General features: G+C 32.6%; 13 protein-coding genes and 2 tRNA genes. 3 read left to right on the forward strand and 12 right to left on the reverse strand.

Features of this window, described 5'->3' with window-relative positions:
* Positions 1-25 precede the first annotated feature (25 nt).
* From Q1B05_RS15630 to Q1B05_RS15675, 10 genes are all read right to left on the reverse strand, one after another.
* Positions 26-1,030: a hypothetical protein gene (locus Q1B05_RS15630; RefSeq protein ID WP_299781893.1), complete on the reverse strand. Its 1,005-nt coding sequence runs from the start codon at positions 1,028-1,030 to the stop codon at positions 26-28.
* A 1,181-nt stretch (positions 1,031-2,211) separates the two neighbouring features.
* Complete coding sequence (locus Q1B05_RS15635) at positions 2,212-3,240, reverse strand: arylsulfotransferase family protein (RefSeq protein ID WP_299781894.1); 1,029 nt, start codon at positions 3,238-3,240, stop codon at positions 2,212-2,214.
* Between the two features lie 97 nt (positions 3,241-3,337).
* On the reverse strand, positions 3,338-4,576 hold the full coding sequence (locus tag Q1B05_RS15640) for a DUF1566 domain-containing protein (RefSeq protein WP_299781895.1): 1,239 nt from the start codon (positions 4,574-4,576) through the stop codon (positions 3,338-3,340).
* A gap of 180 nt (positions 4,577-4,756) precedes the next feature.
* A complete protein-coding gene (locus Q1B05_RS15645; RefSeq protein WP_299781896.1) occupies positions 4,757-5,944 on the reverse strand; it encodes a DUF1566 domain-containing protein in 1,188 nt (395 codons plus the stop codon).
* A gap of 98 nt (positions 5,945-6,042) precedes the next feature.
* Entirely contained in the window at positions 6,043-6,762 is a 720-nt protein-coding gene (locus tag Q1B05_RS15650) for a LytTR family DNA-binding domain-containing protein (RefSeq protein ID WP_299781897.1), read from the reverse strand.
* Complete coding sequence (locus Q1B05_RS15655) at positions 6,759-7,868, reverse strand: sensor histidine kinase (protein ID WP_299781898.1); 1,110 nt, start codon at positions 7,866-7,868, stop codon at positions 6,759-6,761. Before Q1B05_RS15655 ends, Q1B05_RS15650 begins: the two co-directional genes overlap by 4 nt.
* Before the next feature lie 386 nt (positions 7,869-8,254).
* Entirely contained in the window at positions 8,255-10,138 is a 1,884-nt protein-coding gene (locus Q1B05_RS15660) for a S8/S53 family peptidase (protein WP_299781899.1), read from the reverse strand.
* A 436-nt stretch (positions 10,139-10,574) separates the two neighbouring features.
* Positions 10,575-10,649, reverse strand: a tRNA-Pro gene (locus tag Q1B05_RS15665).
* Positions 10,650-10,700: 51 nt separating this feature from the next.
* Positions 10,701-10,784: transfer RNA gene (locus Q1B05_RS15670), tRNA-Ser, on the reverse strand.
* A 91-nt stretch (positions 10,785-10,875) separates the two neighbouring features.
* Positions 10,876-12,927: an HDIG domain-containing metalloprotein gene (locus Q1B05_RS15675; RefSeq protein ID WP_299781900.1), complete on the reverse strand. Its 2,052-nt coding sequence runs from the start codon at positions 12,925-12,927 to the stop codon at positions 10,876-10,878.
* 126 nt (positions 12,928-13,053) lie between these two features.
* On the opposite strand from Q1B05_RS15675, the gene Q1B05_RS15680 reads away from it, so the two are divergent.
* The 3 genes from Q1B05_RS15680 (at position 13,054) to Q1B05_RS15690 (ending at position 15,577) form a co-directional block, all read left to right on the forward strand.
* Complete coding sequence (locus Q1B05_RS15680; protein ID WP_299781901.1) at positions 13,054-14,232, forward strand: acetyl-CoA C-acyltransferase; 1,179 nt, start codon at positions 13,054-13,056, stop codon at positions 14,230-14,232.
* A gap of 67 nt (positions 14,233-14,299) precedes the next feature.
* A complete protein-coding gene (locus Q1B05_RS15685) occupies positions 14,300-15,049 on the forward strand; it encodes a C40 family peptidase (RefSeq protein ID WP_299781902.1) in 750 nt (249 codons plus the stop codon).
* A 90-nt stretch (positions 15,050-15,139) separates the two neighbouring features.
* Positions 15,140-15,577: a hypothetical protein gene (locus Q1B05_RS15690; protein ID WP_299781903.1), complete on the forward strand. Its 438-nt coding sequence runs from the start codon at positions 15,140-15,142 to the stop codon at positions 15,575-15,577.
* Positions 15,578-15,641: 64 nt separating this feature from the next.
* Here the strand turns inward: Q1B05_RS15690 and Q1B05_RS15695 are convergent, their stop codons facing one another.
* Together Q1B05_RS15695 and Q1B05_RS15700 are read right to left on the reverse strand one after the other, a co-directional pair.
* On the reverse strand, positions 15,642-15,902 hold the full coding sequence (locus tag Q1B05_RS15695) for a heavy-metal-associated domain-containing protein (RefSeq protein ID WP_299781904.1): 261 nt from the start codon (positions 15,900-15,902) through the stop codon (positions 15,642-15,644).
* A 158-nt stretch (positions 15,903-16,060) separates the two neighbouring features.
* A complete protein-coding gene (locus Q1B05_RS15700) occupies positions 16,061-17,818 on the reverse strand; it encodes an efflux RND transporter periplasmic adaptor subunit (RefSeq protein WP_299781905.1) in 1,758 nt (585 codons plus the stop codon).
* Between the last annotated feature and the right edge of the window lie 161 nt (positions 17,819-17,979).

Raw genomic sequence — 17,979 nt, forward strand, 5'->3', positions numbered from 1 at the left:
ATTTTATTATAATATAATTGCATTATTATTTAACGGTATAACGAACTAAAACTTCATTATCTAAAACCACATTAGTAGACCAAATAAACTCGGCATCATTTTCAGCATCGTCAAAAAGGGACGTAAAATTGGTATACGAAGGCTTATTATCTACACCAATAGTTTGGTTGGTGTATGTGGTTGCATTTGGCCAATTAGCATCATCAAAATCCGTCTTCATCCATGCGTTTGGCAATTCCCAATGTAATGCATAAAACGACGTTCCATCTTGACCGCCATCGGTATCGCAATTTTCAGAATATCGGTAGTTTCCATCTTCAGAAACACAACTTAAATCTTTAATTGGTGCGGTGTAAAATGTTTGTGCCTTCCAATTTTTATTAGTGGTAGCTACAACATTGTTTTGTGCATCTTTAATAACAGCAACCATACCGCCATCTCCTGAATGAAAGGACTTACCTCTATTCGCTTCGGAACCTATACCAAGGTGTTCTTCCCAATCTACCAATTTCATTGCAATAGTAAATGGTTTTTCAGCTTTAAACTTTACAATACTAGAATTAAACGGTGTAAAAGGTACTTTGTCTTTTCCAACAGGAACACCATTTACATACATTTCAAAATAATTGTCTGCAAATATATAGGCTGTAAAAACTTCACCTTCTTTATCAACCTCAACCGTTTTAGAAACATCAAAATGAGATAAGGCTTCGTCTACACTTCCATAAGTATTCCCTTCACAAGAATTAAACAAATCTTCTGAAAACGGAAAGTCATCATTCGTATAATTTGTAGATGCAGGCACCGTCCATTTTTTACCATCGGTAGAGGTAATCTCTCCAACATCGGTCTTACGTCCACGTTCGCAGGTATAAATATCTTCAGTTATTGTGGTAGCAATGCCTTGTGTAACACTTGCCGTTCCGTTATATTTTACAGGTTTAGCACTACTTGCTTGTGTTTTTGATTTGTTTTCAGCACAACTAACAATTAGTAGACTAACCAATAGTAAATTGAGTATATTTTTCATGATTTGTACATTTTATTTTTATAGAATTCTGAAAATATGTTTATAGCTAAAAATGGATTTAAACTGATAATTTATATACCGATTGGGGACTTAAAAATAAAAGTAACTTTATTTCAATTTACAAATTATATAGTTGTTATATATTTAACATTTTTTCATTTGAATTGACACCCCATGTATCCTTTTAAACGTTAAGATCTCGACATTCTAATTTTAGAAACGTAATTTATAGTTTGTATTTAAAACACTATTTCTTTGAATAGACCATAAATTAAAAAAATTATAACGGAATATAAAATGAGCTATAGCAACATATAAAAATAATGAGTAGTTTAGTGCTTAATCAAGAGTTTGTGCTTTTTTCTTATACATAAACGCTAGTGGACTATAAATTACAGGTTCCAAAACCATGTTATGAAACATGGTAAAGTATGAATCCGACTGAAAAAGAGGTATTTTATTCTGCTGTCAGAAAACGGTTATTGATTATACTCAAGCTACACCTGCGCAATTGAACGATATTTTAAAACAAACTAGTCCGGTTTGTGGCAGATTTAAACCTGAACAAGTTCCCCCTTCTTGCAACGCCACACACAAATTGGTATTCTAGGATCGAATTGTCTTTAGGGGTCTAGTCTATATTCTTTTTAGCTAGCCCAAGTTATTCACAAAACACACTTCTGTTCCTAGCACAATTACACATACAGATACATTAAGTGAACAATCAACACAACATTTGCCTACGTTAGATGCTATTACAATTTCTGGTATAGTAACCAACAACCATTTGCAGCTATACCCCGTACAAATATCTTTTTAAAAGGGAGTACAGAAAGTGTAATATCTGATTTTGATGGTAAGTTTTCTATTGAAATACCTAACCATGTTATGGATAATAAGCCAACGCTTGTTTGTTCTTCTCTGAATTATGAAACTCAAGAATTCACTATGTAAAACGTTAAAACACCCTTACAAATCCAGCTTATTATAGATGATGTTTTAATGGGTGAAGTTGTTATTGTAAAGCAAAATATTTTTCGTCATTTTATACATTGGTTTAAGTAGTACGCTTCTGTAGTTTTTAAATCTACACTTTAGCATTTACTCAGCATTACGTTTTCAAATTAAAAAAACGAACTAAATTCTATTCTACTTTACTTCACCCACCTCAACTATTTTCTTTAAAAATCGGTATATTTACGCACCTTAAACACTTCTGTAGGGCGATTTGAGTTTGTGCTTTCTACTGTGTAATCCCACACAACTTCTCCAGAATCTGTAACTTCAATAAGGTGTGCTTCTACTCCTGAACAAATTAAAGTATGACCAGATTCAAGCCTTTGAGTACCCGAAATATGATCAGAATAAAAATCATTTGAATACTGCCAAACAAGTTCATCAGATCGTGTTATTTCTAAAACAGCAGATTTAGCTGTTTCTGCATTATTATTAAAAACGAGTATATTTCCATTATCTAAAAAAGTAGCATCATGTTGTCCAGATAAAGCTCCTTCTGCAGTTAATTCTGTTATTATACGTTTACTCTCTTTATCTATTAAATATAGCGTGTTTTCACTTCTTGAACTTATAAGAACATTTCCATCTTTATAATCTACAGAGTTAAAATGTAAATAATCTTCTTGGTCGTTAACTTCTGGAAAAATTCCGCCATCGTCCATAGCACTCCACTCCCAAATAACTGAATTATCAGTCTTATCGATTAAAATAACGACCTCGTTCCAATAATCCGAATCGTTATACGTTCTTAATTGCCAAGACAAAGCAATAATTGTATTAGTATCTACTTCTTTAAAATCATGATGAAAAGTAGACTCATCACTATCTTTATTAATAGACCAAATAACACCACTATCATCGTCAAGTTCTTCTATAACTGAAGACACCAATCCGCCAGAGGAAAACGTCCCGTTATTAGCTTCTGAAGATTTTCCTAATCGTAATAAAGTATTATTTTCTGATAAATAATAACCACCAGAAGACGAGTTGGAAGACCACCATGTTTTAATCTCTGCTCCAGTAGAATCTATAAGATAGGTTGTATTATCTCCTATAAAAGAATAAAGCACATAGCCATTACTGGTCTCATGTTCTGATTCAATATTATCATCTACAGCAGTGTCTTTTTCACAGGCACTAATTACACATAGTAATGCAAAAACAAACCATAAATTAAAATTTTTATATTTCATTATTTATATGCTATTAATTATTTTATTCTCATTTTACATTCTAATTCTGAAATCAAATACAGGGCTAAACATTTTTACTTATATGTTTAAAAACACTTTAGTTAACATCTCTTACACATCTCACAAAATTATACACCTTACGAATATCGCCTTGTGGACCAAAACTATCAGGAAAATCATCTGTACTACCTGCTTTAGGATCGTTACGTTGTGCTCCTGCACCATGTACATCTAATAATTGGTTATTCATTATACCTTCAGCCTCTCCAAAACAAAAATATACAGCATCTGTATAAGGTGTAGGACCATCTTGTAAAGGCGAACTTGACCAATAGTAACCATATTGACCAGAATTACCATTATAATCTAAAATTGGGGTACAAGAAAATAAAGGATCTATTGCTGGTGAGTTTGTAGTTTGTGGAGATCTTGTATAATCAACAATACTCTGTAGTTCTTTAGCATTAGGCATTCTCCAATCGCTATGATCTCCTAAAGTAAGTGATTCTGCATAAGCTAAAGCATCTTCCCAATCGTAATTTTCGCCATTATCTGCTTGCTGCCACATTAATCCGGTGGCATTATCTGTAATAGTACCATCTCCATTATCTATAAAATTATTTTCACCATAAGACTCGTTTCCTCTTACCATTCTAAAATACATGGTGTTAGGCGAACCATCTGCAGGACTGTATTTAGGATAACCTTTTAATCGGCCATCCACAAAATTGTATCCAAAAACAGCTTCATCTCCACTCATTACAAGTCCTACGTATTCTGTAACAGACCACGTTTGACCATCAATTTCGCGTTCTCCAATAGACTCATCTCCTATAGGTTGGTTAAAATAATTTACATCGATAAACATATCCACAGCATCGTCTCCAAAACATCTTCCTGTAAAGTTGGCTAACGAATACAATTCTTTAATTGTTGGTATTCTCCAATCTGTATATTCTCCCAGATTAAAAGTTTCTACCAATTGCACCGCATCTGCATAAGACATTTTTTCTCCCATATCTTGTTGCCACATTAATCCTGTTATATTATCGGTAACTGTTCCGTCTCCATTATCTGTATAGGAGGGTTGATTACCATTATAGGTAGCGTCTTGACCATAAAAAGCATCTCCCTCGCTAGGCTCTGAGATTATAGCTTCATCACTATAGAAGTCTGAAACGCCAGAATCTACAATGGCGTAGGTATATCCGCTTACTACAGTTCCATTATCAGTATCTTGTCCTTCATCAGTACTATTCACAGAGTCATCTTCGCAAGAAAAAACAGATAGAACAACGAGTAAACCTATTGATCTTTTTAAAAATTTGGTAGTCATAATTTATATTTTAATATTATTTGAATTAAACATTAGTTAAAGATCTTTAATACATATCTGTATTAAAAGTTATATCAATAGAATTGACTTTACAGTCAATGAAATGTTTATTTTTAGAAAAAAAGAGTATAGTTATACTTAGGTATAAACCTTATAAAAATAGAGCCTGATAAGTGAAATTTAGATTTTTATTGTACGAACGCTTCTTACGTAATTGTACACATATCTGACATCGCCTTGAGGTCCGAAATAGGTAGGATATTGATTTTTGTTACCACTTTTAGGATCACTTCTTTGGCATCCTGCACCATGCACATCCATAAGCTGATTTCGCATTTTACCTTGCCCTTCTCCAAACGCAATATACACCGCACCAGAATTAGGGTTTACACCATCTAAATGTGTTGTACTGGTCCAAAAAAACGGATATTGCCCAGGAGTTCCTTCTGGATCTTTAATTTCTGTTGTTGAAAATATTGCGTTTATTGCTGGAGAATTGGTGGTTTGTGGCGATCTAGAATAATCTACAATACTTTGTAATTCCTTAGCATTAGGCAAGCGCCAATCTGTATGATTTGCAAGTTCTAAATGTTCTGAGTAATCTAAAGCAGCTTCCCAATCACGTCCAACACCATCGTCTGTTTTTTGCCACATTAATCCCGTAGCATAATCGCTTACTGTACCATCTCCATTATCTACAAAATTGTTTTTTCCGTAGTCTGTATTTCCTCTAACCATACGAAAATACATGGTGTTTTCTGCATGTGTACTTTTTTTAAATGTAGGATAACCTTTTATACGTCCATCAATAAAATTAACCCCAAAAACAGTACTATCTCCTCCCATTGTTAATCCTACATATTTTGTAGACGACCATGTTTGTGCATCAATTTCACGTTCACCAATTTTAGTATTTCCTAAAGGCTGGTTAAAATATTTGGTATCTATAAACAATTTACCAGATTTTGCACCTTTAACCTGACCTGTAAATAATATAAGAGAATATAATTCTTTAATTGTAGGCACGCGCCAATCGGTGTACCCTCCTAAATTAGAATGTTGAGCTTTAGAAAAGGAAGCTTCAAAGGTCATTTTTTCACCCATATCTTTTTCCCACATTAAGCCCGTGACTTGGTCTGTAATTGTGCCGTCACCATTATCTGTATACAACGGTTGGTTTCCATTATATGTAGCATCTTGCCCATAAAAAGCATCTCCTATAGTTGGTTCTGAAATCTGACTCTCGTTATTATAAAATTCAGTAACACCTGTATCTACTATAGGATATTTTACTTGTCCAATTACAGAGCTGGTTACAACAATACAGATGATTGCTGTAATAATCTCTTTTTTTATACAATACTTCATTATTTTAAACTTAAAAATTAAACATAAGTCTAAGGTCTAAAATAAGCTATGAAAAGAAGTACGAAATCAATAGAAACGGGCTTTCTATCAATGAAATTTTAATTAAAAAAATTATTATTCAAAAAGGTCTTGAATTCCTCTTGATATGTATCACTTACAACTATAAATTCTTTTCTACTATAAATAATTCTATTCCGCTCTACAGTTACAATATGATTCAGGTTAACAATAAAAGAGCGATGAATACGCATAAAGTGTGCTTTTGGTAAAATATCTTCAATATTTTTAAGTCTAAGTAATGTTTTTACGGGCTCCCCTCCAGTAATTAAATGTATACAGATATACTCTTTTTGTGATTCAATATATTTAATATCCTTAAAATTAATTCGAATATGTTGCTGACCCGATTTTATAAATAAAAATTCATCTTTCTTTTTAATCTCTGTTTCCGTCTGTTGTGTTTTGCTAATAAAATCTGATGCTTTATTAGACGCCTTCAAAAAATCTACATATTCTATAGGTTTTAATAAATAATCTATGGCATTTACTTTATACCCCTCTATTGCATATTCACTATACGCCGTTGTAAAAATAATTATAGGAGGATTTACTAAGGTTTTAGCTAATTCTACCCCATTTAAATCTGCCATATGGATATCTAGAAACAACAAATCGACAGCGTGTTCCTTAAGAAAACTAGAAACACTTAAAGCATTAGTAAACTTGCCTTTAAGTTTAAGAAAAGGGGTTTGCTCTATATAAGACACAATTTGTCTGAGTGCTAAAGGTTCATCATCTACAGCTATACAAGTTATCATATTGGTATTTTTATGGTCGAACTAAATACATTTCCATTTTCTGCGCAAGTAAATGTATAGTTGTTATTGTAAAGTAATTTTAAACGCTTCTTGGTATTTTCTATTCCTATTCCCGAGCTTTCTTCTGTTTTAAATTTTTTATGCAAACTATTTTTAATCGTAAATTCGAGTTCATTTTTATGAATAAATAGATTAATATAGATAAAAGATTCATGCTCATAACTAACACCATACTTAAAAGCATTTTCAAGTATATTGGTAAATAATAGTGTTGGGATAGAAATATTAGGCAGATTTTCTGGCAAATTTAATTGTATAGTTACTTCTTCGCAAAACCGCAATTTCATAAGCTCTACGTAACTTTCAATAAATTTAATTTCTTTTGTTAATGCTATTGGCTTGTCGTTAGATTCATACAATAAATGACGCATTAAGGTAGATAGTTTTGCTATAGAACGTTTGGCTTCTTTAGTATCAAAATCTATCAATGCATGAATGTTATTAAGGGTATTCATTAAAAAATGAGGACTGACTTGGTTGCGTAAAAAAGCCAACTCATTTTTAATATTTTCTTTTTCAACTTCTGCTTTTTGCTGTTGGGTTTCTGCCCATTTTACAGAAAGTTTCATTCCGGTATCAAAACCAACTAATAAGATAGATAATAAAATTAAATTAACATAAGGCGGATAAATTGCTACTGGTGAAGGCCTTGACAATTCACCTTGCTGTGCAATAATTTTACTTGAGTCCGGAAACTGAAGTGATGTTTGTCTATGCTCTAAAGCTGCATTTTGAGACAACAACTCTTTACGAATAGTGACAGACCCCAATACAGTAAATGCAATAACAACAATTACAGATATAAGGTAAATAAATTTCTTATTTCTGAATAAAAAAAAAGGAATCAAAAAGAATCTGTTTATACTGAAGATAATTAATAACGGTAAATAATCAATCCATATATTAAAAATTAAACGCCATTGAATAGAAGCATTATTAATCCATTGATAGATTAGAGGTAAAATAAATAGAAGTATCCAAAATATAAAAGCAAAAACAGAATCAAAAAAACTAAAAACTTGTTTATTTAGTACTGTTTTATTCATCTTTTAGTTGCGTTTACATTAAAACTAATTAGCTATAACAAAAGTGCTATTTCTATAAATAGTTATCAAACAATTTCAATAGAATATTAATTTTAATCAACCAAAAGTTAAAACCCCGACACAAAACCTCTTTGAGATTAATTTAGTTATTAATTTCAATACGGCTTAATTTATTTCTAAGCTAAGAAATTATAATAAATCCTTTTTAAGGTTTAAATACACTTAAATTTACAACAATTTTAGTAAGATATTGCTCATCTAATTGCACAAATTTAATATGCTGTTTTTTATACATATCTATACAAGATTGATATAATATATAGTACTTATCTACTTTTAAAAACAGCATATTAAATATTTATATGTTACTTATTTATGACTAAATCTTAATTAACAACAATCTTTTTAGTAGACATAATAGTATTGTTATCATCTTGAATTCTTAAAAAATAAACGCCTTTAGATAAATGACTAACATCTATTTCAACACTATCTTGATTATATTGTTTAGCGACTATTTGTTTTTGGCCTATAAGATTATAAACAGCAACCTTTATATCCTGAAATTTGTTAGCATTATATTTAATATTCAGGACATCATTAACAGGATTTGGAAAAACCAGAACATGCTCTTCTTCCTCTATTTCCTCAATATTTAAGACCGAAAGGTTGTCTGATACTACAACACCATTAATAACTAATGAAAAGTCCTGTAATCCATCTTGCAATGTACCTTTATGAGTTACGCTTACAGTATATGTTCCAGAATTAATAGTTTCAACATTAATTATCTCTATATTATCTCTAAAATTATCTCCTTTAGAAGCTGCAACTGTATAATTATCATAAGTCTCATTAGGCTCCATAATCCATGGGTAATAAACCTCTGTATCAGATTCAACTCTTACGTCAAGATCGTTTATTAACATTGTCGTATGGTCATTATAAAGTCCGCTTTCTAAAGGCGCTGCTTCCGGATCGTTCCAACAAATAGCCACAGATAAAGGCGATGTACCATCTACGCTTATGTTTATCGAGTATGTTCCATTTTGATTTAATGTTAACTCCGAAATTATTGCCGATGTTCCGTTATTTGTAATCACCTCTGCGGCATTAAAAGCATTAAATAACCCCCATCCATTAGCAAAATCTGGACCATCATAATCTCCTGCTTCATCAGTAGTACTTAAAATTAAAGCTTTAGCAGTTACAGCTTTCATATATACAGCATTGGTATTGTAATAATGTTGTTGCAACAATGCCAAACCACCAGAAACTATAGGCGCAGCAAAAGAACAGCCTTGTCCCGTAGTATAGTTTGTATCACTAGCATCTCTTGAAGAATAAGAAGAAGTACCTACAGCTGTAATGTCGGGTTTAATTCTCCAATCATCGGTTGGTCCCCAACTTGTAAATACAGCTTGATTTACAGATTCTGGTCCTGTATAACTTAAAACATCTGAACATGCACCAACAACAATTGAGTTTTTACCAAGTTTATTACTGGCAAGTAAATCGTATCTAGAACCATCAGGATTATAGTTATTATTACCATTATTTGAAGCCCCTGTGCACATTACTAAATAAGGTGCATTGTAAGAAATGTTATCCCACAATTGTGAGTATTGATTATAAACACCATACTCCTCATAATCAGATCCAGGGTTTGCTATAATGTATGAATGACTAGATATTAAACCTCCTGAGGCTGCCCAAGCTGGCACTTCTGAAATCCAATTCGATGAGGTATATGATTTAATGGTTGCTGAAGGGGCCATACCTTTTGCTTCGGGAACCACACCTGAAGCTATTAATATACCTGCAATATGAGTAGCGTGCGAAGATGTCGTTGTATTATCTATTATTGTAATATTATTATTGAATTCTTGATGCGTAATTCTTGGGGGCCCTCCGTCCCATAAACCAAACTCAATACCACTACCATTTAAATCTAACCCCGAACTACCTCCTGTTCTAATCAAATCGATTTTTGAGGATATTGCAGAACTTTCATTTTCTAAAGAATAATATACTGGAGTTCCTGATTTGTCGAAATGAGAAAAATAGTTTTTTTCGCCTCTATTTGTGGTTATTATTTCTTGTACGTTCTTATACCTAAACTGATTTTGTATCGCTAAATAGTCTTCTGAAATTTGATTAAGTTTTTCAATATTTGTTTGGTTAATTATAAATGCCCTATCCTTTTCGTTTTGAGAAAACATTACAGATACTAAAAAGAAAGCAATAACTAATGTGTTAAATTTTTTCATAAATGGTTGTAGATTTAGGTAAGTAATAAAAAGTAAATAATGAAAATACTTTCTTAAAGTACTAGTAGAGAAAAAATAGAGGTTACACATGTACTACGCCTCCGCTTTTTTATGAACATAACAAATATCGAACAGAAAAAATATTAGTTTGTTTATTTTATGGGGGCTAACTAATAATCTGTGAATTAGATTATTTTTTTTAATTAGAGAGTATGTGCTTTCATAAAACATGAAAACACCTTATTTTTAAGACGACAGTCAAATCAACTATGTCTACACACGTATTTTAAAGTTAATCGGTTCACATTTTTAAGATTAAAAAACTGTGAACCGATTAGATGGATATGCTATCCATTTAAATGAATGGCCAAAAACAATAAAACCTTGTAAATCATACGATTTACAAGGTTTTGATTCAATTTAAAATTGATTATTGTCGGGGTGGCAGGATTCGAACCTGCGGCCTCCACGTCCCAAACGTGGCGCGATAACCGGGCTACGCTACACCCCGAGGTGTATGTTTATCTTTAAATTCCCGATATTAATATTTAAAGACTTATTGCGGAGAGACAGGGACTCGAACCCTGGCGACAGTTACCCGTCGACAGATTAGCAATCTGCTCCATTACCACTCTGGCACCTCTCCTAAAACAATGAACGTTTCAATATTTTTGCGGTTGCAAATTTAAGCTTTGTTATTAAATATCCAACCTTTTTTTGTCTTTTTTTTATAAAAATTATTCAGGGTATTCTATCCTTAGATGGTAAATGTTTGCTAACTTGAGTTTTAGCACCTTTTTTATGGATTGAATATCTTTAAACGTAATGTTAGAATTTAAAAATTGTCCCTCGTCCATTTGCTTATCTATAATCGATTCAACAAAAGCATCAATTTTTGTAGATGTTGGTTCTTTCAAACTTTTAGACGCCGCCTCTACACTATCACACATCATTAAAATAGCGGTTTCTTTACTAAATGGCTTCGGACCTAAATATCTAAAATCATCTATATTTACATCGTCTGGATGCGATTTTTTTTCCATCATATAAAAATAATAGACCACACTGGTTCCATGATGTGTTCTTATAAAATCTATCACGCGATCTGGTAAATTATTTTTCTTCCCTATTTCAATACCATTAAGTACATGATCTACTATAATTTTTGCACTTTCTTTAGGTGCTAATTCATCATGCGGATTGATACCTGTAGATTGATTTTCAGTAAAATACGTTGGATTTTTCATCTTACCAATATCGTGATATAATGCGCCAACTCGCATCAACATACTATTTGCCCCAATTTCATTTGCACAGGCTTCAGCCAAATTGGCAACGTTTAAAGAGTGGTGAAACGTTCCGGGTGCCTTTTCTGCTAATTCTTTTAACAGCTTCGTATTGGTGTCTGTAAGCTCTAATAGAGACACGTCTGAGACTAACCCAAACATCTTTTCGTAAACATAAATTAACGGTTGTACAAACAACGTTGCCAAACCACATAAAATAAACATTAAAAAGGTTTCCCATTGTAAATTATCAATGCTTCCTTCGTGAATCACAAAAAATGCAAAATAGGCTATAATATAAATAACCGTAATCTGCCCAACCGAAATAAATAAATTAGCCCGTTTATACAGTTCTGAAACTGTTAAAATAGTAACAATTCCTGCTATAATTTGAAGGAACATATACTCGTAACTATTCGGCACTATAGATCCTAACAAGAGCATGGTAACCACATGAGTAAATAACCCAAGTCTAGCATCGAAAAAGGCTTTTAAAACCAAAGGAAGCACACAAATAGGAACAACATAAATATAATGCGCATTATAATTTACAACCAAAGAGGTTATAAATACCATAAATAATACATTGAAAAATATAAAAGTTACCTTGTTGTTATTTTCAAAAACATCGCGTCTGTACTTTCTTAAAAACAATAATAACATTAATAGGGCTAAAGAAACTAGCAAGGTATAAGCAAAGACAATCCAGTTGTAATTTGAAGCACTCCACACCTGAGATTCATATTCGGATTCTAACGATTTTAAAACCTGAAATTTATCACCTTCAACCACTTCACCTTTAGAGATAAGAAGCGTTTCTTTTTCTATACTACCACGGGTGTACGATATTTTACTTAATTCTTCCTCTAAAGCACGTTCCGTAAATTCTTTATTATACGTTAAATTAGGCTGAATTACATCATAAAAAACAGACAGAAACAATTTCTCATAGCGTTGTAATTTATGATCTACCAGTGTCTTAATTAACTGAGGTTTAATATTTTCTTGCTTCACTAAATTCGAATATTCAGAATTCAGCTTCTCTACACGATTATCTAATAAAATAACCGTCGTTTTTGCATTAAAATTATAATCTTCATGGAGCACTCCAAAATGATAAAACTCGTTTAATATTTTTGTGCCCTCATTAAACAAAGTATTAGAGTCTGCTTTAGGAATTGTATCTGGAACGGTTTCCTTAAATGTAACTTTAAAGTCCTTGAATACTTGCTCTTTTATACCACTATCAATATCAAAATAACGAATCGCTGTGGCGGTAATCGCTTGCTTTTCTGTCGTTATTTCTTCATTGCTTTTTTTAATCGCAAAATTAAAAGGGGCATATAAATTTTCTGACTGCCACGGTTTCCCTTTCTCAAAGTCGTATTTAAACCGGCCGCTTTTAGGAAACAAATACACAATTAAAAAAGTAGTACAAATAAATAGTAATGCTTTATATAACAAGGTATGATTCCTGTATAAGGTATTTACAAAGTCTTTCATGTATGAAATTAAGTCCTTCAAAAGTAATAAAAATTAAAGCGTTTTAACAGGTTTATAAGAGACGAATACTTCTTAAATCTTATTAATTTCATTAATTTCGCAACTATTAAACCTAAAAACGTTGTTATGAGTAAAGAAGTCGTTATAGTTTCTGCCGCTAGAACTCCTATCGGAAGTTTTTTAGGTGCATTGTCAACAATTCCTGCTCCCAAATTAGGGGCTATTGCGATTAAAGGTGCTCTAGACAAAATTAATTTAGATGCAAATCTTGTTGATGAAGTTTTTATGGGACAAGTCGTTCAAGCAAATTCTGGACAAGCACCTGCAAAACAAGCCGCTATTTATGCTGGAATTTCTAACTCCGTACCTTGTACAACGGTTAATAAAGTGTGTGCTTCTGGTATGAAAGCAATTATGAATGCTGCCCAAGCCATTGCCTTAGGTGATGCAGAAATTGTAGTTGCCGGTGGTATGGAAAACATGAGTCTTATTCCGCATTATATGGAAGCAAGAACAGGTACCAAATTTGGTTCTATAAATTTAATCGATGGACTACAAAAAGACGGCTTAACAGATCCTTACAACGACAAAGCCATGGGCGTTTTTGCAGATGCCTGTGCAACCGAATATAACTTTTCTAGAGAAGAACAAGATGCATACGCCATACAATCTTATTCGCGTTCTGCTGATGCTTGGGAGACTGGAAAATTCGATAATGAAGTGATTCCTGTAGAAATACCTCAACGACGTGGCGAACCCGTTATCTTTAACAAAGATGAAGAATACACCAACGTAAAATTTGATAAAATACCTTCGTTACGTCCTGCTTTTTCTAAAAATGGCACCGTAACAGCTGCAAATGCTTCAACAATTAACGACGGTGCAGGTGCTGTAATTTTAATGAGTAAAGACAAGGCAGAATCTTTAGGTCTAAAACCTTTAGCCCTTATAAAAAGTTATGCTGATGCGTCTCAAGCCCCTGAACTCTTTACAACAACACCTGCTAAAGCTTTACCTAAAGCACTAGATAAAGCTGGACTGAAATTAAAAGATGTAGATTTCTTTGAATTTAACGAGGCCTTTTCTGTAGTGGGCTTAGCAAATATGAAAATTCTTGGTTTAACAGACAAGAATGTAAATGTTAACGGTGGTGCTGTGTCTTTAGGCCATCCTTTAGGTTGTTCTGGAGTACGAATTGTAATCACACTATTAAATGTTTTAGAACAAAATAAGGCTAAAATTGGTGCTGCTGCTATTTGTAATGGTGGTGGTGGTGCTTCTGCAATGATTTTAGAACGACTTTAAATCACGATATTTTTTTTTTAAAAACTCATTAAATTCTATATTTAGACCCAAATCCAATAGTTAATTAATGCAATACGGCGTTTGTAATTTAAGCATTGTCCCTTTAAGAATCGAACCATCAGATGCTTCTGAACTTATTTCACAGGTACTCTATGGCGAACATTTTAAAGTTTTAGAACAACGAAAAAACTGGTGTAAAATTCGATTGGCTTTCGACAAGTACGAAGGCTGGATCGACACGAAGCAATATTTTGAAATCACTGAAGAAATCTATCTCAAATTAAATACCGAGCAGCCAAAAGTAGCTACAGATTTAGTCGAATTTGTTAACGATGCAAACGAGGAACTTTACCCTATTCCTTTAGGCGCGACATTAAACTGTTTAGACATTCTAAACCATAAACACGATGGTAGCGTATCTACAGACATTCTTCCAAAAACAAACCTTATAAACACGGCCTTTATGTATTTAAATGCGCCTTATTTGTGGGGAGGAAAAACACCCTTTGGAATTGATTGCTCTGGACTAACACAAATGGTTTATAAGTTAAATGGATATTCTATTTTCAGAGACGCATCAGAACAGGCTACTCAAGGTGAAGCGCTTAGCTTTATTGAAGAAAGTGAAGCTGGTGACCTTGCTTTTTTTGACAATAATGAAGGAAAAATTGTTCATGTTGGTATTATTATGAACGACAACTATATTATTCACGCTCACGGAAAAGTGAGAATAGACAGATTAGATCATTCTGGAATCTATAATGTCGATAGAAATGTACACACACATAAATTACGGGTTATTAAAAAAATCATCTAATAAGACGCATCTAAATTGCATTAAGCACACTTTTATATGTTCTATGTATATTTATTTAAACCAATTAACCATTATTTAAACAACGCTATTATGAAAATAACAATTAAAACCCTACTGGCAACATTTGCTATTTGCTTATTTAGTATTCACTATGTTTCTGCACAACGAAACATAAAAGTAAGACCTACATATAAAACAGCAGCTGTTGGTTGGGTTAAATTAGGAACTACACATGCCAAACATACTGCCGATCATGATAAAATAAATATTCCTGGACCGTTTGATTCTTATCGAAAAATTAAATTTAAAGTTAAAGATGCTCCTGTAAACATACACCGCTTAGTTGTAAATTATGAAGCTGGCACCTCTCAAAAAGTAGAAACACGTTTCACTATTCCTAAAAATGGAGAAAGCCGCATTATAGATTTAGTAGGTGGTAAACGTAAATTAAAAAGTATAGAATTTTGGTACGATACTAAAGGTATTTTAAACGGCACTGCAGACGTTACACTCTACGGTTTAAAATAATTTTATTCCGTAATACTATGGTACAAAAAAAGCTAGTAATTAAACAACTACTAGCTTTTCTATTTTAAAAGGATAAAAATTCCCTTGGTAGTGCATTAAATCCGACATCATTAACTGCTTCTTCAACAAATCTTACTTCAATCATTTTAGAGGTAGTAACCTTAAATTGTTTAGGAAAAACAATATCCATAAACTCAATAGACTCTACACCTTCTATTGCCAAAACAGCTTGTTTAATTTTAATTAAATCCTTATGTTCTGAAGCATTTGTTGTAAACGTTCGAGGGTGGTTCTCTGGTATTACATTATCTAATAAGACTTCCATATTTGGTTTTTTGATTAATTAAATTATTAACACAAGCGCAAATTAACATTAAAAAATCAAATATAGGATGATAATCTAGGATTTTTAATTGTTAAAAAAATATAGAATTCTCACCAAAACAACCTACTTGTTATAATAATAAAAAATACGACACCCTTTTAATGCAATAATTTGTCATTTTCCCCACAACTTAACATAACATTACCAAAATAAGGATTCTCGATAATCTCATTCAAACTAAGCCAATATCCGCCTAGATTTTGATTTGCCATCGGACAAAATTGAACATATACTTTCGGTTGTATGCCATATTTCTCGATGCCTTGCTTTAAATCTAAAGACACTCTAGAGAATACAGATCTAAACAATTCTATAGTATTTAAGGTCTGCATTTCTGTAACATCCTTTTTTATTTTATCTGAAATTACAGTCCAATCAGAACTCATTTTCACATCATTAGATATGGATTTTGTATCAACTTCACGTAATGATTTTAAAAGCAAATTCGATTGTGCCCTAGCAGATTCTAAATTACTAGCTACCAAACTGTTTTTTAACGTGATGTATGAATAAAAAACAGTCTCAATTTCATTCTGAAAAGCCTCTGGAACAGCTTTAAAACCTTCCTCTAAAATCTGCTCTGAAACAACAGTATTTGTAACACTATTAGATAACTTATTTTGATTCATCATCGACGCTTTTCCTTGTAATTGCGCTGCAGCATCTACCGTAAAAGCACCATGAGTAACAATAACATCTCCAGCAGCTAAACCATTTACAACATTATAAGTATCGCCCGTTTTATCTCCTAACACAATTTCACGCATTTCAAAAACAGATTCATTTGCGTTTACTTTTAAATACACTACCGATCGTTTTCCAGTCCACATTACAGCTGTTTCTGGAATATTTAGCATTGTATTTTCTTTATTTTCTGATACACTAAAAACAGAACCTTCTATAAACATCCCGGGCTTAAGTAGGTCGTCCTTATTTTGTAACACTGCTCTAACAGTAACAGTTCGTGTAGTCCCACTTAGTATCGGATCTATAAATGTGATTTTAGACTGAATCGTCTTATTAGGATAAGCATTTGCTGAAATATCAATAATCTGCCCAACCTTTAAACGATTAATCTGATGCTCGTAAGCATCAAATTCTGCCCAAACAGTACTTAAATTAGAGACTTTAAAAATGGCTTTCCCGTCCATAATATGATCCCCTTCTTTTACTGAAATTTCGGAAACTGTTCCTGATACATGTGAGTAAATTTTAAATGGAGTCATTACAGCTCCAGAACGTTCTATAGCATTCAATTGTGCATCATGAATCATCCAATTCTTAAATTTATTACGCACAGCACGATACAATTCGGGTTGCGACTCTTTTATTTTATAAGCCGTAATTAACTCTTGTTGCGCATTTATTAATTCTGGAGAATATACAACTGCAACCAATTGTCCTTTATTTACTTTTTGACCAAGCGAAGTCACATATAGCTTTTCTATCCGACCATTATAATGAGCCGGTAGAATGAATTGTTTATCTGCATTTACTTGTATGGTTCCTGACAATTTTAAATGTTGCTGATCTGTTTCCGATTCACCAACAACAGAAGTTGTAATATTCGCTAGAGCCTCTGCATTTTCGGTTAATTTAAATTGCTGAGCCGTTAATCCACTACCATCTGTTTGCACAGGAATTAAATCCATCCCACAAATAGGACAATCACCAGATTCTGTTTTCATAATTTGCGGATGCATAGCACAAGTCCACATTTCATTAGATGTAGCTTCAAAAAGGTGCTCATGATCATCATGCGTTTCCACAGTCACTTCCGAGGTTCCAAAAAGCACATACCCTAAAAAAAGGCCTACAATTAATGCTAAAGCCACATATATAATATTACGTTTCATTTACTTCTCTCTGTTTAATCGTTTTATCATGGTTTTCACCGCCTCAATTTCTTATTATTTAACTACACGTTCATGTCCTAAAATCAGCTAAAAACAAAATAACCAACCCTAAAACGCTATACCCACATGGCTTACATATTGAATTTCAATATTTTACATTA

Source organism: uncultured Formosa sp. (assembly GCF_947500765.1).
Classification (GTDB): Bacteria; Bacteroidota; Bacteroidia; order Flavobacteriales; family Flavobacteriaceae; genus Formosa.